Genomic DNA, 23,227 nt, shown 5'->3' on the forward strand with positions numbered 1-23,227 from the left:
CATGTAAGTGATTCCCCTATATATGCGTTGTGCTGGCTCTACCCCGCCGACTGCTTGCGATTGGCCGGGAGACGAGCGATACCTTGATAACGGAAGACGCGACGCTCCGAAAGTCGTTAATCCGACACGCTCCTACCGACGGTAGTGACAGTCATCGGCGTCGACGACACCGATTCCCGCGAGTTGGGGATGTGTACGACCTATCTCGCCACCAGAATCGCCGAGCGAGTCGGGGAACGGGCGGGCGTCGAGCGACTGCTCCTCGTCCGACTCAACCCCGCGGTCGAACACAAGACCCGCGGGAACGCCGCGCTCGCCGTCCACACCGGCGCCGCCCCCGACGAGGCCTTCCGAATCGCCCGCGAGGAGGTCGCCGCAGTCGCCGAGACCGACGACCCGCGAACGAATCCAGGGCTGGTCGTCGCGCCGGGCGACCCCGACGACGTTCCGGAAGCGGTCGCCGAGTTCGCCCGCGAAGCAGTCCGGGACCACCTCGCGGTCGAGGACGCCGAGGAGCGAATCGATGCCGCGGACTACCGCCACGCCGGGTGGAAGATGGGCCGGGGGAAAATCGGAGCCTTGGCCGCAGTCGGCGCGTGGTCGGCGTTCGGCGAAGGCGGCCGCGGAGGCGATGGAGGCGGTCACGACTGGACCTACGAGTGCATCTCCTACCGCGACCCCGAGCGAGTGGGAACCCCGCGCGACGTGGACGCCGAATCGGTGTTCGAGGCCGCGAACGCGGGGTATCCCGAAGCGTGGGACACCGTGGACCGCGAAACGGGCGAACTCGTCTGCGTCCCGCACACGCCCGGCCCCATCCTCCACGGCGTCCGCGGCGACGACCCCGAGACGGTCCGGAGAGTCGCACGGGCCATCGAGAGCGAACCCGTCTCGCGCCGGGCGCTGTTCGTGACGAACCAGGGCACCGACGCCCACCTCCGAGACGCCGCCGACCTCTCGGAAGTCGAGGACGGCCGGGCCTACCGGGTGACGGGGAGGGTCGCCGAGGAACCGGAAACCCGGCGCGGCGGCCACGTCTTCTTCCCGCTCGAAAGTCGGGACACTGGCGACGAACTCCAGTGTGCCGCCTTCGAACCGACCAAACGCTTCCGCGACCGCGTGCGCGACCTCCGGCCCGGCGACCGCATCGCGGCCTGCGGCGAGGTCTCGGACGGGACCCTGAAACTCGAAAAGTTCGCCGTGCGCGACCTGAACCGGACCGAACTCGTCACGCCCGACTGCCCGGACTGCGGCCGATCGATGGAGAGCGCCGGGGCCGGGCAGGGCTACCGATGCCGAGACTGCAAGACCACGGCAGACGGAAAAGTAGAGCGCGAGGTAGACCGCAACCTCGAAATCGGGTGGTACGAGGTTCCGCCGGAAGCGCGCAGGCACATCGCCAAGCCGCTCGTTCGCGGCGGGTTCGACGCGCCGACTCATCCCGAGAAGTAGCTAGTCGAGCGCGTCCAGCGCCGCATCCACCCGGTCGCGGACGTGCGGTCGGAGTTCGTACTCGTCGCCGTCCAACTCGTCGGGCGTGAAGAAGGAGACGTCCGAAGCGTCGGACTCCGCAGTCGGTTTGCCCGCGGTGTCGGTCGCCGGGACGGCGAACCCGACGTTGACCACGTACTTGCCGCGGAAGGGGTCGAGCAGGTCCGTCCCGATCAGCGTGAGGTCGTCGGGGTCGGCCGAGACGCCCGTCTCCTCCCGGAGTTCGCGCACTGCGGCGGTTCGGGGATGCTCGTCGGCCTCCATGTGACCGCCGGGGACGGTCCACTCGCCGGTTCCGGGCGGGGCCGCCCGCTCGACCAGCAGAACGCGGTCGTCGTCCACGACCGTCACGTCGGTACCCGGCGCGGGGTTCTGGAAGACCGGCCGGGCGCAGGACTCGCAGTAGCGTCTCTCTCGGCCCTCGATTTCTCGGGCGGTCGTCTCGGTTCCGCAGTCCGGGCAGTAGTCGGCAGGGCGAACCGTCATCCTTTGAGACCGCTCCCGGTGAGGGGGACCACTACCTCGTCGTCTCTGTCGAGGACGCCGCGCTCGCGGAGTTCCGCGAGCGCGGCGGGCGCGACCGCGGAGGTCGGTTCGACGTAGAACCCGCCGCGGCGCAGGCGGTCGAGGGCGTCTGCGACCGGTTCGGCGTCGAGCGCGATGGCGTCCCCGTCGGTCTGCTCGACGGCGTCGAGAATCTGGTCCTTCCGCGCGGGGTCGAGAATCTGGATGCCGTCGGCGACCGAGTTGTCGCCTCCGCTCGCTTCGCTCCCGTGTAACTCCTCGGCGACGGGCGCGTACCCGGCGGCCTGCGCGCCGAGCAGGCGGGGCATCCGGTCGGTCCACCCGGCCTCCTTCAGCGCGCGGAAGCCCCGGTAGGCCCCGAGGAAGAGCGTGCCGTGACCCAAGGGAGTGACCACGGCGTCGGGGACTTCCCAGTCGCGCTGTGCCGCGACCTCGAAGGCGAAGGTGGCGGTGCCCGCGAAGAACGCCGGATTCCACGCGTGGCTGGCGTACCAGTCCTCGCTGTCCTCGTCGTCCGACTCCACGGCCTCGATGCAGGCGTCGGTCACGTCCTGGCGAGTGCCTTCGACTCGGACGGGGGTCGCGCCGACGCGCTCGATGGCCGCCAACTTCGACTCCTTCGCGTCGGCCGGGACGTAGATGTCGGCGTCGATTCCGGCGCGGGCGGCGTACTGGGCGATGGCCGCACCCGCGTTGCCCGAGGAGTCCTCGACGACCTTCTCGACGCCCAGCTCGGCGGCCCGCGAGAGGGTCGTGGTCGCGCCGCGGTCCTTGAAACTCCCGGAGGGGAAGACGTACTCCAGTTTGAACTGGACGTTCTCGCTCCAATCGGCGGTGTCCGCGTTTTGGAGCGGTGTGAACCCCTCTCCGAGCGAGACCCGTGACGAAACTGGCAGAAACTCCTCGAAGGCCCACAGGCCCGCACGGGTGTCGATTTCCGCGAAGTCGGGCGCGGGACCCTCGGGCAGCGGTCGGTCGGCGAATTCGAGGGGGTGGCCGCAGTCGCACCGCCACGGTTCGTCGGGGCCGGCGTCGTAGGTTCGGCCGCAGTCGGGACACGAGAGGTCGGACGGGGAGGAGAGGTCCACCGACATCGGTCAGAACTCGTCGACGTCGGTGCCGACCGAGCAGACGTACTCGCCCGTGGCGACCTGCGGGAGTCGGCGTGAGCGCCAGAAGATACCGCCGTCGTCGGCCGTCACCTCGGCCTTCAACTGGCCGAAGGGGTCGGTCACCTCGAATATCACGTCGCCGGTCTCGACCACGTCGCCGAGGTCCTTTCGGAACCGGACGAGTCCGCCCGAGGGCGACCCGTAGCGGTCGAATCCAGTGGCGCGAGTCTGGGAATCGAGCGTCACCTCGCCGTCGAGGAACCCGTAGTAGCGCAGGACGTTGAACACGCCCTCGACGCCGTACTGGATGCTCTCTTCGTCCCATCCGACGCATCCGCCGAGTTCGGGGTCGATGGTCGGGATGCCCTCGTCCGGGCCTGCCCGAGCGAGTTGGCCCTCCGGTCCCTTCTGGTCGAGGACGTGACCGCAGTCGAACACCTTGGCGAGTTCGAGACACTCGTCGTGGAGGCGGTGGCGCTGGCCGCACCGCACTCGGACCTCGTTGAGCATCCGACTCGTCGAACCTTGGTGGAGGTCCAGGATGAGGTCGGCCCGCGAGGCCGCCGCGAAGGTGGCTGCCGCGATTCGTTCGCTGGAGGTCCCCGACTCGTCGCCGGGGTAGGTGCGATTCATCTTGGTGTCGTCGATGGGGTTGCGGTGTTCGGCCACCTGAAACGCGTGGTAGTTGACGATGCCGACCACGAGAATCGTTCCGGAGAGGTCCTCGGGCGGAATCTGGGGGACGGCCCGCCGAATCACGCCGAGTCCGTTCAGTTCGTCGCCGTCGCTAACTGCCTGTACGTACAGCGTCGGCCCGTCCTCCGCTCCGTTGATGACCGCGACGGGGAGACCGAAGTCACCGCCATCGCGCGTTTCGCCGACCTGCAACCGCCCGGTGTCCATCTCGCCGGGGGTCGCACTCGCCGTTCCGAGCGTCTTCATTACCCATAACGGACGCCTACACGCCCTTTAGCGGTTCGGTCTCGGCGAAGTGTGGACGACCGTACGGCCGACCCCGAGAGTTTTGACGGCCGCCTGCAATCACTCCCGTATGGCGACCGACCGAGAGCGAGCAGACCCCTTCGCCGCGTTTCGGCAGTTCCTCGCGCTGGAGCGCGACGTGCTGGTCCTCTCGCTGGCGATGTTCGCGTTCAGTCTCGGCTTCCAGATGACCGGCCGATACATGGGCCGCTATCTCGAAGTCCTCGGCGCGGGGAGTCTCGTCATCGGCTTCTACGGGAGTCTGGGCAACCTCATCGGCGCGGTCTACCCCTACCCCGGCGGGGCCATCTCGGACCGAATCGGCTCCCGGACCGCGCTGACCGCGTTCGGTCTCGCCTCGACGCTGGGTTTCCTGCTGTGGTTTCTCGCGCCCGAGTTCACCTTCCTGCCGGTTCCGGGATGGGCGTGGATTTTCGTCGGTCTCCTGCTCGCCCAAGCGTGGAAGTCGTTCGGACTCGGCGCGACCTTCGCCATCGTCAAGCAGAGCGTCCCGCCCGAAGAGTTGGCGACCGGGTTCGCCAGCACCGAGACGTTCCGCCGGACCGCGTTCCTTCTCGGCCCCCTCGTCGCGGCGGGCCTGCTGGCGATGTACGAGTTCGAGGTCGGCTTCCGGTACGTGCTGGCGGTCGCGGCCGGATTCGGCCTGCTGGCGACCGTCGTTCAGTATCTCCTGTACGACGCCAGCGAGGACTCGTTCGGCAAGTCGTTCGAGGGCGTCCAGCAGGTGCTTTCGGACCTCCGAGGGATGCCCGAGACCCTGCGACCGCTGCTGGTCGGCGACACCCTCGTCCGGTTCGCCAACGGGATGGTCTACGTCTTCGTCGTCCTCGTGGTGACGAACGTGCTGGAGGTCAGCGCGAGGCTTCCGGTCGTGGGACTCCTCGGACCCGACGCCTTCTTCGGGGTGCTCCTCGCGGTCGAGATGGCGGTCGCGCTGCTGGTGATGATTCCGGTCTCGAAGTTGGCCCAGCGGTTCGGTCTCAAGCCGGTCGTCGCGCTCGGGTTCGTCGTCTACGCCGTGTTCCCCGCGCTGCTGGTCAACGCGCCCGAGGGCGGCCTGACCGTGGCGGGAGTCGCCCTCTCGGAGACCGCGTCGGTCACGCTCCTGTTCGGTTTCTCCGGCCTCCGGTTCGCTGGCCTGCCCGCGCACAAGGCGCTCATCGTCGGCCCGGCCGAGGAGAACGCCGGGGGTCGCGTCGTGGGGTCGTACTACCTCGCGCGGAACGCGGTGGTCATCCCGAGCGCGGCCATCGGCGGGTGGCTGTACGGTCTCTCACCGGAGTTGGCGTTCGGCCTGGCGACCGTAGTCGGACTGGTCGGAACCGGCTACTTCCTCGTCTTCGGGAAGGACTTGCCCGCGTATCAGTGACGACTCGAACGGTTCGAGACGCGTTCCCGGCGTCGGCCAGCGTACAACAGCGACCAGACGAGGAACAGGGTGCCGAGCCATCCGACGACGACGAGGGCGAGCACGTTCCAGGGCAGGGAGACTATCATACTGGAAGCCAGCGCCGCCAGCGGCTTTCCTATGCGTCGGGTAAGTTCGCGGGTCGCCTCGACGGTGTCACTCCGCCGTAACCGCTTCATCGGGGCCTCCACGCCCGGATTCGAGGTTAAACACCTCGTATACCGCGTCGAACTGCCGTCCGGGTCCGACCGCTCACCGGCCTCGGACGCTCGACGCTTCCGCTTCCCGAACTCCTTTCACCCGACCGAGAATACCACCGATAGATGTCGTTTCGGGCCTCGTTCGCCGACCTCCGGGAGTTCGACCGCGCGGTGTTCGTCGTGGCCGCGGCGCGGTTCGTCAACGTCCTCGGGTCGGGCATCGTCTACCCGTTCGCCACGCTCTACTTCTACGGCGAGGTCGGCATCGCGTTCACCCTCGTGGGGACCGGCCTGTTCGCCAACAGCGTGGCGACCGCGGGCGGGAATCTCGTCGGCGGGTACCTCGCCGACCGGTACGGCCGCAAGCCCGTGATGGTGGCGAGCATGGCGCTGTCTGCCCCGACGCTGGCGTCCTACGCGCTCGTGACGACCGCGCCGACGTTCGTCGCGGTGGCGACTGCGGCCGGACTCGCGGCAGGGTTGTTCGCTCCGGCGAGTCAAGCGATGGTCGCCGACCTGACGCCCGACGCGGACCGCGAGCAGGCCTACGGACTCCTGAAGGTCGCCAGCAACGCCGGATTCGGGTCGGGGTTCGTCGTCGGCGGCGTCCTCTACGGTTTCGCCCAGACCGCCGTCTTCGTCGCCGACGGCCTGACCAGCGGCGTGGTCGCCGTTCTGCTCGCGGTCGCGCTTCCGCGAGTCGCCGGAGGTGGGGAAGTCGAAGGAGTCGGCGAGTCCGGTGGTGCCGAGGACGCCGATACCTCGTTCGCCGCGACCCTGCGCGAGTGGAGTCGGGCGGTCACGCAACCCACGATTCTGGCGCTCGCGGTGTTGAACGTCGGGTTCGCGATCGCCTACGCCCAGATGCAGAGTACGGTCCCGGTGTTCGCCGAGCAGACCTTCGGCCTGACCAGCGAGCAGTTGGGGACCCTCTACGTGCTGAATCCGCTGGTCATCGTCGTCTTCCAGCTTCCCGTGGTGTCGTGGGTCCGGTCGTGGCGGCGGACCCGCGGACTGGCGCTCTCGGCGGGGTTCTGGGCCGCGAGTTTCGTCGCTATCGTCTTCGCGCAGGGCGCGCCCGTCCTGCTCGGCGTCGGGTTGGTCGGGGCGTTCCTCGTCCTCCGGACGGTGGGCGAGATTCTCCACTCGCCGCTCATCACCGCGCTGGCGAGCGACCTGGGGACCGTCGAGGAGCGCGGGTCGCAGCTCTCCGTCCTCGAAATCGCCAAGCGAGTCGGGTTCGGTATCGGGCCGGTCGTCGGCGGAGCCTTCTTCGACTACGGCGTCGAGGCCCTGCTCTGGCCCGCGCTGGTAGTACTGAGCCTCCTGCTCGGCGTCGGCGTGCTGTCGCTGGAACGACGGGTCTCTCCGGCGGCCAACGGGCGGGGTGGAGTAGCGGACTGAGCTTCGACACGCGAGTTCTGCGCCACGAGTCGTTGGCTCGAACAGCAGGTAGCTTCCCGTCCGAACGAGACAACGAAATGGGTTCGATACATAGGTAAACAAGTTTTAAGCAATTGTATAGAAACCCGAAGGAGCGGCACGCCCGCTCGAATCGGTCTCCACGTCGAAAACTCACGAACCGACGCGCCTTTCATCCGGCCGTCCTAACCCTCGAACGTGTCCGAGAACGTCCCCGAGCGCCCGCGAGCGAACTTCGTGGCGGCGCTGAACGTCCGGCGGAACGCCATCCGCGGGTTCGCCTTCAGCCTGTTCGTCACCGCGGCGGTACTCGTGCTGTTCGTCTTCCTGCCGGGGGCGCGTCGGCCGACGCCCTACTACTTCGCGCTGGCGTTCGTCCTCGTCACGTCGCTGGGTGCGCTGGCGACGACGGTGCTGACGCTGATTTCGGCGTATCGGTTGGCACGAGAGACCGACCTCGATTGAGTCGGCGCAGGCTACGGTGATGGGAATTTGGAGACAGGAAAGAAGCTAGCTTCAGGCTCGAGCAAAGGAGTCTCCACACAGCACCGCAACAGCCTCGCACCTCCCCACCCTCCTCACTCCCTCGCTTCGCTCGGTCGTTCGTCCCTCGCACGGTTGGCGCGGCACAACTGCACGCCGCGCCAGCACGCGCCGGGTCGAGCGACCAAGCCAGTGCACGCCGAGATGAGAGCAGACGCTAGTGCCGAGTCAGAGTAAATCGACTACTCCGCCGAGTATTCCGCACCGGTCAGTTCCGCCAGTCGCTCCGCGCCCGACCGAGTACCCTTGGCGATGAACACGTCGCCCGCGCGGAGTTCCGTCTCGGGACCGGGCTGGATTATCCAGTTGCGTTCGCCGTCTTCCGAGCGCCGGACTGCGATGACGCGCATCCCCGTCTCGGTCTTGACCTCCCGGTCACCCAGCGTCACGCGGTCGAACTCGCTGTCCGGCGCGACCGTGAGACGGACGATGACCTCGTCGCTCTCCTCGACGGCCTGCTCCACGACGGGATGGGTTCCGAGCCCTCGGAGGACGCCCTCGCTGATTTCGACCGCGGCGTCGCTGATGACCTCCGTGGCGTTGGCGAGGTGGACGAGTCCCCGGAGCGAGACGGGGTCGTCAACGCGGGCGGCCGCACGGAGCGTCCACGCCTCGAACCTCGACTGGAGGGCGTCGACCTCGGCTTCGAGTTCGACCACCTCCTCGGCGACCTCCGCGCTGTCGAAGAGGACGCTCCCGTAGGCGAGGTCCACCGCGAGTTCGCTGATGTTCTTCATCAGGACGATGGAATCGACCGCTCGCTCCAGGTCCTCGATGCCGGGTTCCGGCGGGTCTGGCGGTTCGTAGGTCGCGCCGGTCGCGCGCCGGTACACGTCGGCGACGCCCTCTTCGGGACCGCGCAGGAGGACGGTGTCTCCGGCTTCGAGAGCGGTGTCTCGGTCCGGGTTCGTGATCCAGTCGTCGGCCCGCCGGATGGCGATAATTCGGACACCGGTCTCGGTCTCGACGTTCAGGTCGCCCAAGGTTCGTCCGGCGAGCGACGAGTCGGCGGCGACTTCCGCGCGGACGAGCGTCTCGACCGCCTCGGGGAGTGCGGCCCGCATCGCGTCCGGCAGGCCGATGTCCTCCAGGACGACCTTGGCGATGTCGCCCGCGGCGTCGCTGATCTTCTCGGCCGCGCCGACGACGCCGAGGACGGGAGCCAACTGCTCGGTGTCCTCCGGGCTTCTTGCGGCCATCAGGAGGCTCATCCGGGCCTGCATCTGAAGCACGTCCATCCGGGCTTCGAGGTCCAGCACCTCGCGGGCGATGTCGTCGCTGCCGTTGAGTACCGCCGAAAACGAGAGGTCGATGAGGAGTTCGGCCGTGTCCTTCATCTCCGCCAGCACCGCTTTGACGCTGACGGGTTCGTACTTCACCTCGCCGCCGGACGGGTCCATGGCTCAGTGTTGTGCGTCTCTGGATAAAAACGTTCGTAGGGTGTTGGATGGAAATCCGAAAAGACCGAAACGAAAGATAATCCTTTTCCGGTCATGCCGAGAAGTATCAGGGTATGTCAGAAGAGGTCAAGAAAGGGTTAGAGGGCGTCGTCGTCGCAGAATCAGGGCTCAGCTTCATCAATGGCGACGAGGGTCGCCTGATCTACCGCGGGTACGAAATCGAGGACCTCGCCCGGGACGCGAGCTACGAAGAGGTCCTCTACCTGCTCTGGCACGGCGAACTCCCCACCCGGGACGAGCTCGACGAGTTCTCCGAGTCGATGGCCGCCGAGCGCGAGATCGACGAGGACGTGCTCGACACGGTTCGGAAACTCGCCGAGGCCGACGAGAAGCCGATGGCCGCGGTCCGGACCGCGGTGTCGATGCTCTCGGCCTACGACCCCGACGACTCCGAGGCCGACCCCACCGACCGCGAGGTCAACCTCCGGAAGGGTCGGCGCATCACCGCAAAGGTTCCGACCGTCGTCGCCGCGTTCAAGCGCATCCGGAACGGTAACGACCCGGTCGAACCCCGCGAAGACCTCGGCCACGCCGAGAACTTCCTCTACATGCTCAACGACGAGGAACCCGACGAGGTGCTGGCCGAGACGTTCGACATGGCGCTGGTCCTCCACGCCGACCACGGCCTGAACGCCTCGACGTTCTCCTCGATGGTGACCTCCTCCACGCTGTCGGACGTCCACAGCGCGGTCACCAGCGCGGTCGGCACCCTCGCCGGACCGCTCCACGGCGGCGCGAACGCCAACGTCATGAAGATGCTGAAGGAACTCGACGAGAGCGGCAAGGACGCCAAGACGTGGGTCGACGACGCCCTCGAACGCGGCGACCGCATCATGGGCTTCGGCCACCGCGTCTACAACGTCAAGGACCCCCGCGCGAAGATTCTCGGCGAGAAGAGCGAGGAACTCGGCGAGGCCGCGGGCGACACCAAGTGGTACGAGATGTCGGTCGCCATCGAGGAGTACATGCAGGAAGAGAAGGGTCTCGCACCGAACGTGGACTTCTACTCGGCCTCGACCTACTACCAGATGGGAATCCCCATCGACCTCTACACCCCCATCTTCGCCATGTCCCGGGTCGGCGGTTGGATCGGCCACGTGCTGGAGCAGTACGAGGACAACCGCCTGATTCGACCCCGTGCGAAGTACACCGGGTCGAAGCAGGAAGAGTGGGTTCCCATCGACGAGCGGTAGAAGTTCCCGTCAGGTGTCTCCCTTTTCGAGGCTATCGAGTCGTCGATAGCCTCACCACTTCGGTGTGAGTTCCGGGTTCGTCACGACGCTTCTTCCACGCTTCCGCGCTCCTCCATCATCGCGGCCGCCTTCGCCGCCCATCCGCCCCACTGGAACCCGGCCGCGACGACGAGGAGAGCCCAGACGAAGTAGAGGAAGATGCCCGCGTAGACCCCCTCGACGCCGAATCCGAGGCGCACGCCGAACAGCCACGAGAAGCCGACCATGAAGCCGAACATCCCCGTGGTCCGGGCGACGAAGGGCGTCCGGGTGTCGCTCCCGCCCTGCAAGGCCCCCGAGAGGACGACGTAGAGGACGAGGAACGGCGAGACGAGACCGTAGATGCGGGCGAAGTCCGCGGCGTACTCCAGGGTCGCGGGGTCGTCGGTGAACAGGCGGACGAACCACTCCGCGCCGAAGAAAAGCGCGAGACCGATGGACCCCACCGTCACGAGGCCGAGCGCCGAACTCGCCCACCCGTCGAATCGGGCGCGGTCGGGGTCGCCCTCGCCGAGCGCCTGTCCGACGACGACGCTGGAGGCGACGTGGTAGCCCCGCGAGAGGGGACTCGTGACCTGTTGGTGCATCCGGCGACCGATCTGGTACGCGGCGTTGACTTCGGTGCCGAACGCGAGCAAGATGGAGTTGAAGGGGAACTCCGCGACGGTGGCCGCGAGGCCCTCCGCGATTCGCGGGGCGCTGACTTCGAGGAGTTGCTTGGCGATGGTGGTGTCGGTGGGCCGGGCGAACGAGGCCTCGGCCCACGGCCCACGGATGGCCGCGAGGAGTGCAACGGCGGTGAACAGATTGCCGAACGCGGTGGCGATTCCGACGCCGACGATTTCGAGTCGAGGGACGGGACCGACGCCGAGTCCGAGCGCTACCGTGCCGACGATGTTGAGCAGGTTCGAGACGACGTTGACGTACATCGGCGTTCGGGTGTCTCCGGTGCCCTGGAGGGAGCGCGCGGCGACGAGCGAGACGTGGCGAGCAGGTGCAGTGGCGAAGATGACGGCGAGATAGGTGCCGCCCATCGCGGCGACGCCCGGCGGTGCCCCGAGCAGGGAGATGGCCGCCTCGCCAGCGAACAGGCCGAAGAGGATGAACGGGATTCCGGCGAGGACGCCGACGAGGATGGCCTGCATGATCGCCTCGTCGCGGTTGGCGGTGGCGTCGCTACCCGTGTCCTGACTCGACAGCGCAATCGCACCGCTCCCGAGGCCGAGACCGATTCGGAGGGGGAGTCGGGCGAAGAGGTCCGCGAGACCGATGGCGGCGACCGCGGCGGGCGAGAACAGGCCCGTCACGACGATGTCGGTCGTCCGCATCAGCGTCCGGAGCGTCTGCTCGGCCATGACCGGCCACGACAACGAGAGGACGCGCCGCCAGACGGCGAACAGGCGGGTGCGGACGGACTCGACCATGCGTGTTCGGACCTGCGACGGAAGCCGAATCAGTGTACCGAAACGAGCGAGTCGTTCGTCGGGCGAGCGAGGAAACGGCCACCAGATTTACATACGGTGATAGCGTGTGCCGTCCGTCAGACGGCCGTCTTATCCCGCCGCAGTCTTGCGGTTTTACTTTCACTCCGTCCACCGGGGGTTTAAGTTCATGCATCGTCTGGTTCCAACTGCGCGTCACACGCTTCGCGCCCACTTCCCCCTTTCCCCCTGTTCCAACGCCCGGCAGTCACATCTGACTGCTCGGACAGCGCTGAGTACAGGTGAAAAAGCGTTAAAGAGACACCGGGACTAGTTTGGGCTATGGTAGATCTCTCGGACGTTCTCGACGCTCGGGTACGGGTAGAGGAGACGGCCCGGCGAACACCGTTGGACTACAGTCACACCTTCTCCGACATGACCGGCGCGGAGGTCCACCTGAAACTGGAGACGTTCCAGCGCACGGGGTCGTTCAAGATTCGCGGTGCGACCAACCGCATCAAGACGCTCACCGAGGACGAGAAATCTGCGGGCGTCGTCACGGCGAGCGCGGGCAACCACGCACAGGGCGTGGCGCTCGCGGCGACCAAGAGCGGCGTGGACTCGAAAATCGTGATGCCGGAGAACGCGCCTATCTCGAAGATCAAGGCGACCCGCGACTACGGCGCGACGGTCGTCCTCCACGGCGACGACTACAACGACGCCCAGACCAGGGCCCACGAACTCGAAGCGGAGGAGGGCCGAACGTACGTCCACGCCTTCGACGACGAGATGGTGATGGCCGGACAGGGCACCATCGGCCTCGAAATCATCGAGGACCTGCCGGACGTGGACACCGTGGTCGTCCCCATCGGCGGCGGCGGGCTCATCGCGGGAGTCGCGACGGCGGTCAAAGAGCAAAAGCCGGACGCGCGAGTCGTCGGCGTGCAGGCCGAGGGCGCGTCGAGTGCGGCACAGTCGCTCCAGAAGGGCGAGGTTCACACGCTCGACTCGGTGGACACCATCGCCGACGGTATCGCAACTCGGAGCGTGGGTCAGAAGCCCTTCGGAGTCATCGAGGAGTACGCAGACGAGGTCGTCACGGTCTCAGACTCGGAGATCGCCGTGGCGGTCACGCACCTCCTCGAACGGGCCAAGACCCTCGTGGAGGGCGCTGGCGCGGTCCCGCTCGCGGCACTGCTGAGCGGAGCCATCGACTACGACGAGGACGAGGTCGTCGTCCCACTCCTGTCGGGCGGTAACATCGACATGAACACGCTCACGACGGTCATCATGCGTGGACTGGTCGAGACCGGCCGGTACGTCAAGATTCGCACGGTCCTCGAAGACCGACCCGGAGCGCTCGACGACCTGCTCGACGTCATCTCGGCCCAGCAGGCCAACATCTACGGCATCCAGCACGACCGGACCTCGCGGGACATCGGCATGAACGCCGCCGAGGTCGAACTGGACCTCGAGACGCGCGGGCAGGACCACGTCGAGACCCTGCTCTCGGCACTGCGCGAAGAGGGATTCGACGTGGAGATATTGGCGTGAGACGTTCTTGCTCAAGTTTAAGTTACAGGGCGTGAAGAATGCGGTATGAAGCGCATTATCAGCACGCAGGAAGCTCCCGAGGCGGTCGGTGCGTACAGTCAGGCGACGACTAACGGCGACATAGTGTTCACCGCGGGCCAGATTCCCATGACGCCCGACGGGGACCTGCTGGACGACGAGGAGATAGCGGTCCAGACCCGCCAGAGTCTGGAGAACGTCAAGGCCATCCTCGAAGAGGAGGGCCTGACGATGCAGAACGTGCTGAAGGTCACTGTGTTCATGGACGACATCGACGACTTCGACGAGATGAACGACGCCTACAAGGAGTACTTCCAGGACAATCCGCCCGCCCGGAGCGCGGTAGAAGCGGGCAACCTCCCGAAGGGCGTCGGCGTCGAAATCGAGGCTATCGCCACCAGCGAGTAACGTGGTGAGAGCAGTCGCGTGCGCCCTCGCGTGAAGGCCAGTCTCCTCTGGGGACTCGTCGGCGTCCTCGCCTTTCTGGTCGCCCTTCAGGGGTACGAACTGGCGACGGGGTATCGTTACTCGCTCGCGGTCAAATTCGGCGCGTCACTGGCCGTCGGCGTCGGTGCGACCGGCCTGTCGTATCTGGCCGAAGGAAGACTGTTCGAGTAGAGCGCCGTTTCGAAAATATTTTTCGTTCTTTGAGCATCTCTTTTATTCGTTAAACGGTCAAAGATGTGTCTCTCGTGGCGTGCGACCGAATTTCGACGGCCGCGGCCGGCCGATACCTCGGCCCGGGCCGCCGACTCGAAGGGAAGGGTTTAAGCGCAGGACGGAACTACCATCGTCCGGGCCGGGATGGCCGAATGGCAAAGCGCACGCCTGGAAAGCGTGTCCCCTTACGGGGTTCTGGGTTCAAATCCCAGTCCCGGCGTTTTTGCTGCGAACTACGCGGCGAGTAACTCGTCTGCTCGCCAGATCTGTGAGCGGAAAACGACCGTAAGAGACCGATTCGGGAGGACGTGAAGTACTCTCGTACGGACAGATTAGACGAGCGTCTTCGACGGGGGAGTTTCGTCGTATCGGCGGCCTCTGAGCCGAAATTAACGCCCGTAGCGCGGTTACGGTCATATAAACCCCCGACGACCGCTGGGTCGGAGCGGCGGCGATTCTGTGCCACACTTTCTCAGAGGATTGTCCGGTATCGAGTTTCTCCACGCTGATTTCCCGGCAAGCCGGACAACGTTTCGTCGTGTTACCAATTGTCTTGGAAGCAAACATTTATATAGAAGCACAATCATATCTTCGGGTGTACTATGAGTCAGCGAGGACAGCGAATGCAAGGCCAGCCGATGATCGTAATGTCCGACGAGTCCCAGCGTGTCAAGGACAAGGACGCGCAGGAACACAACATCACCGCGGCACGCGCAGTCGCGGACGCGGTCCGTTCGACTCTCGGACCCAAAGGGATGGACAAGATGCTCGTCGACTCGATGGGCGACGTCACCATCACGAACGACGGCGTGACCATCCTCAAGGAGATGGACATCGACAACCCGACGGCCGAGATGATCATCGAAGTCGCCGAGACCCAGGAAGACGAGGCCGGAGACGGCACCACCACGGCCGTCGCCGTCACGGGTGAACTCCTCAAGAACGCCGAGGACCTCCTCGAACAGGACATCCACCCGACCGCCGTCATCAAAGGCTTCCACCTCGCCAGCGAGAAGGCCCGCGAGGAAATCGACAACATCGCCGAAGACGTTGCGACCGACGACGAGGAACTCCTCCGCAAGGTCGCCGAGACCTCGATGACCGGCAAGGGCGCCGAACTCAACAAGGAGGCCCTCTCCGAGATCATCGTCGAGGCAGTCCAGCAGGTCACCGTCAACGGTACGGTCGACCTCGAATACGTCAAGACCGAGACTCAGACCGGTCGCTCGGCCGGCGAGTCCGAACTCCTCAAGGGCGCGGTCATCAGCAAGGACCCGGTCCACGACAACATGCCCAAGAGCGTCGCGGACGCCGACATCCTCCTGCTCAACGAGGCCGTCGAGATCGAGGAGACCGACGTGGACACCAGCGTCAACATCGAGGACCCCGACCAGCTTCAGAACTTCCTCGACCAGGAGGAGAAACAGCTTCAGGAGAAGGTCGACAAAATCGTCGAGACCGGCGCGGACGTCGTCTTCTGCCAGAAGGGCATCGACGACATGGCCCAGCACTACCTCGCCAAGGAAGGCATCCTCGCGGTCCGCCGCGTCAAGAAGAGCGACATCGGCTTCCTCAAGGAGGTCCTCGGTGCCAACGTCGTCTCGGACCTCGACAGCACCTCGGCCGACGACCTCGGCAAGGGCGACGTGAGCCGCGACGACGACGACGAACTGTTCTACGTCGAAGGAGAGGACAGTCACGGCGTCACCCTCCTGCTCCGCGGATCCACCGACCACGTGGTCGACGAACTCGAGCGCGGCGTCACCGACGCCCTCGACGTGGTGGCCCAGACCGTCTCGGACGGCCGCGTCGTCGCTGGCGGCGGTGCCATCGAAGTCGAAGTCGCTCGCCGACTCCGCGACTACGCCGACTCCGTCTCCGGCCGCGAGCAGCTCGCTGTCGAAGCGTTCGCTGACTCGCTCGAACTCGTCCCGCGCGTCCTCGCCGAGAACGCGGGTCTCGACTCCATCGACACGCTCGTGGACCTGCGCTCGGCCCACGAGTCCGACGAGAAGCGCGCCGGCCTGAACGTCCACACCGGCGACGTCGTCGACACCCTCGACGCGGGCGTCGTCGAACCGGCCCACGCCAAGGAACAGGCCGTCTCGAGTGCCACCGAGGCCGCGAACCTCGTGCTCAAAATCGACGACATCATCTCCGCCGGCGACCTGTCCACCGACAAGGGCGACGACGAGGCAGGCGGTCCCGGCGGTGCTGGCGGCATGGGCGGCATGGGCGGCATGGGCGGCGCAATGTGAGATAGGCCCATCGCCTAACTCCGCCGTCTTCCGACCTCAACCGTATCGCCCGACTGCCGCGTCGAACCGCGTGCTGTCGTAGACAGTACGGATTTCGTTTTCGTGTTCCTGCTTCTGCCGAGTCGAATCGTCCACCGAGGAGGAAGTTCGTGCGGCGAGCGTTGCGGGATTCGCCGGGTTTAGATAGTTTATAGTGGCCACGGGGACGACCAGCCACGTATGGACACGCTCCTGCTGAACCAGGACGCCGTAGACGAGAACACGCAGATGGCGGAAGTCATCCGGGCTATCGAGGACGCCTTCGCGGCGTACGCTCGCGGTGACGCCCAGATGCCCGCGAAGTCGTACATCGACCTGCCCCAGTACAACGGGGACTTCCGGTCGATGCCCGCGTATCTCGAAGCCGAGGACTGGGACGCCGCCGGTATCAAGTGGGTCAACGTCCACCCCGACAACCCCGAGGAGTTCGACCTGCCGACCGTGATGGGGACGATGGTCTACTCGAACCCCGAGAACGCCTTCCCGCTGGCCATCATGGACGGTACCGAACTGACGATGAAGCGGACCGGCGCGGCCGCCGCAGTCGCCACCGACCACCTCGCAGTCGAGGACGCGACGACGATGGGTATCGTCGGCGCTGGCGTCCAGTCGTACACCCAGTTGGAGGCCGTCTCGGAGATTCGACCCATCGAGGAGGTCGTCGTCAGCGACCTCGACGAGGAACGGGTCGCCGACTTCATCGCCTACTTCGAGGACGACTTCGACGTGCGCGCTGGCTCCATCGAGGAGGCCGCCCAGTGTGACGTGCTCTCGACAGTCACTCCCGTCGAGGACCCCATCGTCTCGCGCGAGGACATCGGCGAGCACACTCACGTCAACGCGATGGGTGCGGACGCCGAAGGCAAGCACGAACTCGCCGACGAGATTCTGCTCGACTCGAAACTCGTCATCGACGACCACGCCCAGACGACCCACTCGGGCGAAATCAACGTCCCCTACCACGAGGGCGTGCTGACCGACGACGACATCTACGGCGAAGTCGGTGACATCGTGGTCGGCGACCTGGAGGGCCGGACCGACGACGACGGCGTCACGGTCTTCGACAGCACCGGTCTCGCCATTCAGGACGTGGCCGCGGCCCACGTCGTCTACGAACACGCCGACGAGAACGACAACGGCTACCCCTTCGACCTCATCGGCACCGGAACCCAGTAGGTCAGGGAACCCGGTCCGTCGGCGCTTTTCGAGCGAAGTACCCCGTGATTTTCGAGAGAATCCAGACGACCACGATGAACGGGAGAAGCGGAATCAGCAGAACGACCAGCCCCAGACCGTACGCGATTCCGATGGTCGTCATCTCGGCGTCGGGTCGCCCGCGATAGCTCGGCGTCACCGTCCGCACGACCTTCTTCGCCGGTTCTGGAACGATACTCTCGTCTGCGTCTCCGTCGTCGGAACCCCCCTTGCTCATGGGAATCGTATCGACGACCGGAAGGATAAGCGTTTGTGGCAATCGGGTCTCGCCCCTTTCGTTTCGAGTGGTTCCGAGAGAAACGTCGGCGCGGCGGTGTCCGGCGGCATCTGATGTCCGCGTCGGAAGGGCTTCGAAGGCGACTATCGGTTCACGACAACTCGTCCCGAAGCAGAACTTCGTCGTCCTTCACTCCGCTTATCGCGGACTCCGGAATCGTGTACTGGTCGTCGCTTCGGTCCCAGTCGAGTTGGTCGAAGACTCCCTCCGGAACGTCGTTCCAGTTGGGGTCCACGTAGGCGGTGTCGCCGGCGATATCGGTGGTGGTACCGATGCGCTGGTTGCTGTTCACGACGGCCTTGCCCTCGTCGTCGTCGGAGAGTTCCGCATTCATGGCGGGTGCAGTACGGGAGGCGCAGGCAAAATTTCGGTGCTCACCGTCTCCGTCGGGTGTGTCGACGGACACCTCCGTTCAGTATTGTCGAAAAGAAGCCGCGATAGCCCAACTAGGCGGCTTTCGGCACGTTCTCCATGCGAACCTCGGGCGACATCTCGTGGGAGAGCGAGAAGAGGTTGAACACCGGGGAGCGACGTACGCCCTCTCGGAGCGTCTCGGCGTCCTCCTCGGTGAGGTCCGGGCCGCTGACCTCGATGTCGATGGTGAAGTCGTCGTAGGTCTCGTCGGAGTGGTCGGCGTCGCGGATGCCGAAGAACACTCGCGGGTCGAGGGTGACGTCGACCTCGGTTGCGAGGTCGTCGAGTTCGATCTCGTTCTCCATGGCGACGATGCCGAGGGTGGCGTTGATGCACCCCGTGAGTGCGGCCAGTGCGACTTCGACGGGTTCCGGCCGGTCCGCGGGGTCCACGAACCCCGCGTCGGCCTCGACTTCCTTGAACGCGCCGAGCGGGAAGGTGTACTGACGGGTCTCGCGCCGTATCTCGTCGCCGCCGTAGCTGTACGCGTCGAGTTTCGCCAGCGTGTGCATCGCTCGCCCCTCCGCGACGCCGCGCGCGCCGAGGCCGAGCATCACGTCTTCGGGACTCTCCGTCGCCTGCTCGATGAAGTTCGGGTACTGTTCCAGGTCTACTCCGTGCTTTATGGTTTCTCGGGCCATGGGAGAATAGACGCCGGCCACAATGTTAAATATTTTTCATTATAATAATGGATTTCCCCGCTTAACGGTCTCTCGCAGCCGTATCGAGCGTTTACACGACGGCGAGGAGACCGGCCACGGGAACGCCAGTCGCTAGCTGGCAGTTCGACGACTCGTTCGGGCGTCGATGCCCCGGTGTTCCCCGGCAACCTTTAGCAGTACCTGAGCAGTATTTTTGTTTTCTAAGCATACCTCTATGGTTCTCCCCGACGACGGCTCCCGGGCGACGCGAAACGTCCAGTCGAAACGTTGAGGTGCCGCCCGCGAGTCGGCCCAGCTCGTGGGCGAGTTCGCCGAGGCAGTCAGGGACCGACTCCGGGACGCCCTCGCCGAGCAACTGCCCTCGCTCGGTTGGCAGACCGAGCGTCGAATCCGGCGGACTCCCGTGGACGTGGTGGGTACCGACGACGCCCGATTCGTCGCGGTCGAGTTGGAGTGGCGGCGTGCCGACCCGGTGAACAACACCGCGAAGCTGTTCTACTACGCCGAGGACGGCGAGATAGACGAGTACGACGAGGTGGTCGTCTGTCAACTCTTCTCGGGCTACTACGACCTGGCTTCGGGAGGAGTCTCCTCGAAGCGCGAAGTCGCGGAGTTCGCGGGCGAGACGGCCGCCGAGTCGGTCGAGCGGGTCTCGTTCCACCCGCTTCGACTGCCCATCGACCCGCCCAAGCGCGGCGGGGAGCGACCCGGTGGGTGGCGAGCGCGGACCGACGAGACGGCCGAAGAAGTGGCGTCTCTGCTCTGAATCCGTCGGCGCGTCACTCCCGGAACTCCGACCGTTCGGGCCGACGTGGTCCGACGAAGAACCGGAATCCGAGACCGTACACCAGTCCGTACGAGAGCGCGAGCGTCAGCGCGTAGGCCACGCCGAAGCCAGCGAGCGGAAACGAAAGCCCGACCCCGAATCGGTCGAGGAGCGGCGGAACTCCGAACGGGAGCAGGAAGCCGAGGACGAGCATCGTGACGACCACCTCGGCGCGGCGCTCGTGCGCACCGGGCGCGGGCGAGCGCGACCCGACCCACAGCACTCCGGCGACGAACGCCGCGGAGACGAAGACGGCGAACGCCCTCGTGGCGTCCACCGACGTCGCGGTCCGGGTGGCGTGGAGATACCACGCGACCGCCAGAAACCCGAGCAAGAAGACGTACGCGCCGGTTATCGCCCACTGAAGACCGACGACTCGTCTCCGGCGGAGTCGGCCACGTCGGGCGTTCGACGCCGCGACGAAAAACTCTACCGGCGCTCCTCCGGCGTCGCGGGTCCAGCGTTTCCCGCGGGTCCGGCGCTACTCCAGCGCGACCAGTCCGTCGTCCAGCATGTCGCCCAGCACGTCGCGGGCGTGGCCGTCGGGGTCTACGCCCTCGTAGACCGCCTTCACCTCGCCATCTGCGAGGACGAAGGTCGTGCGCGGGGCCGCGCCGCGCGACGTGTCCACGCCGAAGGCGTCGGCGACTTCCCCCTCGGGGTCGGCCAGCAGGTCGAAGCGGAGTTCGTACTTCTCAGCGAACTCCTCGTGGCTCTCCACGTCGTCGGTCGAGACGCCGAACACCGAGACGCCGGCGTCGTGATAGCTCTCCAGTTCCCGGTCGAACTGCTCGGCTTCGGTCGTGCAACCGGGCGTGTCGTCGCGGGGGTAGAAGTACAGCACCGTCGGTTCCGAGAAGTCGAGCGCGATGGTCTCGCCGCGCTGGTTCGTGGCCTCGACGGTCGGCGCGTCGTCACCTGTTTCGAGCGTCATGTCCGTGAGTTGCGGGCGGGACGGCAAGGCGTTTGCGTCTAATCGATGTCGATCCGGTGCGAGTCGCCCTCGCCTGCACTCGTCTTCGGGAGCGTCACCGTCAGCACGCCGTTTCGATACTGGCCGGAGACGGCCTCCTCGTCCACCTCTTCCGGAAGCATCACCGAGCGACTCACCGACTCGTGGCGGCGCTCCTTGCGGATGTACCGACCCTCGTCGCCGTCGCCCTCCTCGGACGACTCCTCGCGTTCGGCGCGAATCTGGAGTCGTTCGCCCCGGAGCGTCACGTCGATGTCCTCCTTCCGAAATCCGGGCAGATCCGCGGTGACGACGAACTCCTCGCCGTGGTCGGCCACGTCGATGGACGCGCCGCTACGCTCGCCTCCCATCTCTATACCGCCCATCGACTCCTCGAACTGGCGACTCATGCGTTCTATCATCTGTTCCAGGTCCTCGAACGGTTTTCTTCGTCCTGTCATGTTTCCCACCGGGCGTCAGTCGCCCCGACAGGAGTGCGACGCCATGGGTCTTAAAATTCAGTACCGTTGGGGTTTCGGCCCGGGTTTCACCGGCAACTCCAGACGGTCCACGGACGCCCGGGCCGAGCGTCTTCGTCACACGACGTGTTCGGTGTCGTACGACCCGAGGCGACGGACCCACCCGTTCTCGGCGATCGACTCGACATCGGCGATCGCGTCCTGCGCGCGGTCCTCGTAGAGTCCGGCCGCGAAGTCGACGTGGAACACGTAGTCGCCGAGGCGCTCGCCGCTCGGGCGGGACTCGACGCGTGTGAGGTTGATGTCCCGGTCGGCGAACGGTTCGAGCAGTTCGAGCAGGAGTCCGGGGTAGTTGGCGTTCGGATAGACCACGATCGAGGACTTGCCGCCCGCGTCCGACCGCTCGTCGGCGGGCGCGATGACGAAGAAGCGCGTGGCGTTGGAGGTCCGGTCCTGAATCCCCTCGGCGACGACCTGCAGGTCGTCGCCCGGCCCTTCGTGGGCGTTGGCCGGGTGACCGATTCCCGCCACATCGCGGTTCTCGCGGGCGTGTTCGACGCCGCGGGCGGTGCTGGCGACCGCTTCGAGGTCGGCGTCGGGGTACTCGGATTCGAGGTACGACCGGCACTGCGCGAGGGCCTGGGAGTGGCTGGCGACGACCGAGAACTCCTCGCCCTGGGCGAGGAGCGCGTGTCGAATCGGCGTGACGATTTCCTGAACGGCGGCGACCTCGCGGTCGCTCAGCGCGTCGAGCGTCTCGGTGACGCTCCCCTCGATGCTGTTCTCGATTGGAACGACCCCGCGGTCGAACTCGCCGTCGGCGACGGCCTCCACGATGGCGGTCACCGACTCGCGGAAGTCCACGTCGTCGGCGACTGCGCTGGCGGCCCGGTGGGAGTAGGTCCCCTCGGGTCCGAGCGTGACTGCTTGCATATGCCCGCTTGTTTCGCCGTCGTCGCTAAAAGGCCGTCGGGTGTGACAGATTTTCGCCCGACTCGATTTCGACAATTACTCTGTGATCTCAAGTAATTGTGTTTAGGGTGCAGGAAATGCTGTAGTTAGTTTGAACGCTGCAAACTTCGGGAATCGACCGTTCTACTCCGTGTCCGTCGTCCGTGCAAGGGCGAGGGCGGCAACGGCAGTCAGGAAGTCGCGGGCTAGCGGTTCGACCAGAATGCGCCAGTACGCCAAGACGCGTGGGTCGGGGATGAACAGTTTCCCCCACGCCTGTACAACTGGGACTTCGTTCAGGAACGCCGACGACTCCCAGAGTCGAACCCCGAGATACTGTCCGAGGAGCGTGCCGACGGCGACCGCAACAACCAGTCCCGGGAGGAGACCGACGAGAGAGACTGTTACGTCGCGCCGAGAACCCACGTAGTAGAGGACGCCGAAGAGCAGAATCGGTTCGACGAGGAACGGTCCCACGGTAAACACGACCCACTCGACGGACGAGAGGGTAGAGATGGCGTCTCGCAGGACGGCTCGGTACGCAGTGACCAGTCCCCCGAGAAACAGGATTGCGGTGGTGAGTGCGACGACGAGGCGTGATTCCGAGCCGGTGTACGGGTCAAGTACAGGAGAGCGGGGAACCATCAGGAGATGATCTCCCGTGACCCGTGAAGTGTTTTGTGAACGACGAGTTCGCCTCCGCTCGACTCGCCGCCGTAGCTACCACTCTCGACACGGCAACGACGAGTGGACGAAACGCTCCGAGCAGTCGTTCGGGTGATGTAGAAGGCTCACTCGCCGCCGAGGTGGAACGTCCGCCGCCGGATGTGGCCACAACTCGGACAGAGGTGGCGGTACTGAATCTGGTCGCCCGTGGTCGCTGCGAGCCACCGACCGTCGGCGTCGTCGTACCCGCACTTCGGGCACACGAGGTCCTGGTCCTCGAAGCGCGACCGGAGTCGCTCGAAGGGGGATAGCCCACCGGGGCCTGTTCGAGACATATCGTGATGTACGTTATCAAAGACCATAATACTTCGCTGAAGGGAGGTCGACGTCGCTCTCGACGGTCCGGGCGGAGGAAGCGGAAGAAAACTGCGGAGAATCCG

General features: G+C 65.9%; 26 protein-coding genes and 1 tRNA gene. 12 read left to right on the top strand and 15 right to left on the bottom strand.

What is annotated here, in order from left to right:
• The first annotated feature begins 144 nt into the window (after positions 1 to 144).
• On the top strand, positions 145 to 1,452 hold the full coding sequence (locus E2484_RS18420) for a TiaS agmantine-binding domain-containing protein (protein ID WP_137286647.1): 1,308 nt from the start codon (positions 145 to 147) through the stop codon (positions 1,450 to 1,452).
• Here the strand turns inward: E2484_RS18420 and E2484_RS18425 are convergent, their stop codons facing one another.
• The 3 genes from E2484_RS18425 to E2484_RS18435 are packed head-to-tail and all read right to left on the bottom strand — an operon-like array spanning position 1,453 to position 4,070.
• On the bottom strand, positions 1,453 to 1,977 hold the full coding sequence (locus tag E2484_RS18425) for an NUDIX domain-containing protein (RefSeq protein WP_137286648.1): 525 nt from the start codon (positions 1,975 to 1,977) through the stop codon (positions 1,453 to 1,455). It abuts the gene before it with no gap.
• The gene (locus E2484_RS18430) at positions 1,974 to 3,110 is read right to left on the bottom strand and encodes a threonine synthase (protein ID WP_137286649.1); all 1,137 of its coding nucleotides are present in this window, start codon (positions 3,108 to 3,110) and stop codon (positions 1,974 to 1,976) included. The genes E2484_RS18425 and E2484_RS18430 overlap by 4 nt, the downstream gene beginning before the upstream one ends.
• A 3-nt stretch (positions 3,111 to 3,113) precedes the next feature.
• Positions 3,114 to 4,070 (bottom strand): succinylglutamate desuccinylase/aspartoacylase family protein, encoded by a 957-nt coding sequence (locus tag E2484_RS18435; RefSeq protein WP_137286650.1) that lies wholly within the window; start codon positions 4,068 to 4,070, stop codon positions 3,114 to 3,116.
• Between the two features lie 109 nt (positions 4,071 to 4,179).
• On the opposite strand from E2484_RS18435, the gene E2484_RS18440 reads away from it, so the two are divergent.
• Entirely contained in the window at positions 4,180 to 5,499 is a 1,320-nt protein-coding gene (locus tag E2484_RS18440) for an MFS transporter (protein ID WP_137286651.1), read from the top strand.
• Here the strand turns inward: E2484_RS18440 and E2484_RS18445 are convergent.
• Positions 5,493 to 5,717: a hypothetical protein gene (locus E2484_RS18445; RefSeq protein WP_137286652.1), complete on the bottom strand. Its 225-nt coding sequence runs from the start codon at positions 5,715 to 5,717 to the stop codon at positions 5,493 to 5,495. The two genes, E2484_RS18440 and E2484_RS18445, sit on opposite strands and share 7 nt — an antisense overlap.
• A 144-nt stretch (positions 5,718 to 5,861) precedes the next feature.
• Between E2484_RS18445 and E2484_RS18450 the strand changes: the two genes are divergently transcribed.
• On the top strand, positions 5,862 to 7,142 hold the full coding sequence (locus tag E2484_RS18450; protein ID WP_137286653.1) for an MFS transporter: 1,281 nt from the start codon (positions 5,862 to 5,864) through the stop codon (positions 7,140 to 7,142).
• Positions 7,143 to 7,358: 216 nt separating this feature from the next.
• A complete protein-coding gene (locus E2484_RS18455; protein WP_170977410.1) occupies positions 7,359 to 7,625 on the top strand; it encodes a DUF7536 family protein in 267 nt (88 codons plus the stop codon).
• A gap of 260 nt (positions 7,626 to 7,885) precedes the next feature.
• Here the strand turns inward: E2484_RS18455 and E2484_RS18460 are convergent, their stop codons facing one another.
• A complete protein-coding gene (locus E2484_RS18460; RefSeq protein WP_137286654.1) occupies positions 7,886 to 9,103 on the bottom strand; it encodes a potassium channel family protein in 1,218 nt (405 codons plus the stop codon).
• Between the two features lie 113 nt (positions 9,104 to 9,216).
• Here E2484_RS18460 and citZ point away from each other — a divergent pair, with 113 nt between their 5' ends.
• Positions 9,217 to 10,356 (top strand): citrate synthase, encoded by a 1,140-nt coding sequence (gene citZ, locus E2484_RS18465; RefSeq protein ID WP_137286655.1) that lies wholly within the window; start codon positions 9,217 to 9,219, stop codon positions 10,354 to 10,356.
• Between the two features lie 80 nt (positions 10,357 to 10,436).
• Here the strand turns inward: citZ and E2484_RS18470 are convergent, their stop codons facing one another.
• Complete coding sequence (locus E2484_RS18470; protein WP_137286710.1) at positions 10,437 to 11,750, bottom strand: MATE family efflux transporter; 1,314 nt, start codon at positions 11,748 to 11,750, stop codon at positions 10,437 to 10,439.
• Positions 11,751 to 12,158: 408 nt separating this feature from the next.
• On the opposite strand from E2484_RS18470, the gene ilvA reads away from it, so the two are divergent.
• The 6 genes from ilvA (at position 12,159) to E2484_RS18500 (ending at position 17,521) form a co-directional block, all read left to right on the top strand.
• The gene (gene ilvA / locus E2484_RS18475) at positions 12,159 to 13,370 is read left to right on the top strand and encodes a threonine ammonia-lyase (RefSeq protein WP_137286656.1); all 1,212 of its coding nucleotides are present in this window, start codon (positions 12,159 to 12,161) and stop codon (positions 13,368 to 13,370) included.
• A gap of 45 nt (positions 13,371 to 13,415) precedes the next feature.
• Positions 13,416 to 13,796, top strand: a complete 381-nt coding sequence (locus E2484_RS18480; protein ID WP_137286657.1) for a Rid family detoxifying hydrolase — start codon at positions 13,416 to 13,418, stop codon at positions 13,794 to 13,796.
• 18 nt (positions 13,797 to 13,814) lie between these two features.
• Positions 13,815 to 14,006, top strand: coding sequence for a hypothetical protein (locus tag E2484_RS18485; protein ID WP_137286658.1), 192 nt, complete (start codon positions 13,815 to 13,817; stop codon positions 14,004 to 14,006).
• Positions 14,007 to 14,186: 180 nt separating this feature from the next.
• Positions 14,187 to 14,268, top strand: a tRNA-Ser gene (locus E2484_RS18490).
• Between the two features lie 382 nt (positions 14,269 to 14,650).
• Positions 14,651 to 16,306 carry a thermosome subunit beta gene (gene thsB, locus E2484_RS18495; protein ID WP_137286659.1) on the top strand — a complete coding sequence of 552 codons (1,656 nt, stop codon included), beginning with the start codon at positions 14,651 to 14,653 and terminating at the stop codon, positions 16,304 to 16,306.
• Between the two features lie 219 nt (positions 16,307 to 16,525).
• Positions 16,526 to 17,521: an ornithine cyclodeaminase family protein gene (locus E2484_RS18500; protein WP_137286660.1), complete on the top strand. Its 996-nt coding sequence runs from the start codon at positions 16,526 to 16,528 to the stop codon at positions 17,519 to 17,521.
• A 1-nt stretch (position 17,522) separates the two neighbouring features.
• Here E2484_RS18500 and E2484_RS18505 read toward each other — a convergent pair whose 3' ends face one another.
• The 3 genes from E2484_RS18505 to E2484_RS18515 all read right to left on the bottom strand — a co-directional run bounded on the left by E2484_RS18505 (position 17,523) and on the right by E2484_RS18515 (position 18,892).
• Entirely contained in the window at positions 17,523 to 17,777 is a 255-nt protein-coding gene (locus tag E2484_RS18505) for a DUF7535 family protein (RefSeq protein WP_321112722.1), read from the bottom strand.
• Positions 17,778 to 17,928: 151 nt separating this feature from the next.
• On the bottom strand, positions 17,929 to 18,171 hold the full coding sequence (locus E2484_RS18510; RefSeq protein WP_137286661.1) for a PRC-barrel domain containing protein: 243 nt from the start codon (positions 18,169 to 18,171) through the stop codon (positions 17,929 to 17,931).
• Positions 18,172 to 18,283: 112 nt separating this feature from the next.
• Positions 18,284 to 18,892, bottom strand: coding sequence for an OsmC family protein (locus tag E2484_RS18515; RefSeq protein WP_137286662.1), 609 nt, complete (start codon positions 18,890 to 18,892; stop codon positions 18,284 to 18,286).
• A 319-nt stretch (positions 18,893 to 19,211) separates the two neighbouring features.
• Between E2484_RS18515 and E2484_RS18520 the strand changes: the two genes are divergently transcribed.
• Positions 19,212 to 19,679, top strand: coding sequence for a hypothetical protein (locus E2484_RS18520; protein WP_137286663.1), 468 nt, complete (start codon positions 19,212 to 19,214; stop codon positions 19,677 to 19,679).
• Positions 19,680 to 19,692: 13 nt separating this feature from the next.
• Here E2484_RS18520 and E2484_RS18525 read toward each other — a convergent pair whose 3' ends face one another.
• The 6 genes from E2484_RS18525 to E2484_RS18550 all read right to left on the bottom strand — a co-directional run bounded on the left by E2484_RS18525 (position 19,693) and on the right by E2484_RS18550 (position 23,122).
• On the bottom strand, positions 19,693 to 20,073 hold the full coding sequence (locus tag E2484_RS18525) for a hypothetical protein (protein ID WP_137286664.1): 381 nt from the start codon (positions 20,071 to 20,073) through the stop codon (positions 19,693 to 19,695).
• Between the two features lie 147 nt (positions 20,074 to 20,220).
• The gene (locus E2484_RS18530) at positions 20,221 to 20,673 is read right to left on the bottom strand and encodes a peroxiredoxin (protein WP_137286665.1); all 453 of its coding nucleotides are present in this window, start codon (positions 20,671 to 20,673) and stop codon (positions 20,221 to 20,223) included.
• Between the two features lie 38 nt (positions 20,674 to 20,711).
• A complete protein-coding gene (gene hsp14 / locus E2484_RS18535) occupies positions 20,712 to 21,152 on the bottom strand; it encodes an archaeal heat shock protein Hsp14 (protein WP_137286666.1) in 441 nt (146 codons plus the stop codon).
• 135 nt (positions 21,153 to 21,287) lie between these two features.
• Positions 21,288 to 22,103, bottom strand: coding sequence for a prephenate dehydratase (gene pheA, locus E2484_RS18540; RefSeq protein ID WP_137286667.1), 816 nt, complete (start codon positions 22,101 to 22,103; stop codon positions 21,288 to 21,290).
• A 162-nt stretch (positions 22,104 to 22,265) separates the two neighbouring features.
• Positions 22,266 to 22,766 (bottom strand): hypothetical protein, encoded by a 501-nt coding sequence (locus E2484_RS18545; RefSeq protein WP_137286668.1) that lies wholly within the window; start codon positions 22,764 to 22,766, stop codon positions 22,266 to 22,268.
• 146 nt (positions 22,767 to 22,912) lie between these two features.
• Positions 22,913 to 23,122, bottom strand: a complete 210-nt coding sequence (locus E2484_RS18550) for an HVO_0649 family zinc finger protein (protein WP_137286669.1) — start codon at positions 23,120 to 23,122, stop codon at positions 22,913 to 22,915.
• Positions 23,123 to 23,227 lie beyond the last annotated feature (105 nt).

Source organism: Halorussus salinisoli (genome assembly GCA_005239435.1).
GTDB classification, from domain to species: domain Archaea; phylum Halobacteriota; class Halobacteria; order Halobacteriales; family Haladaptataceae; genus Halorussus; species Halorussus salinisoli.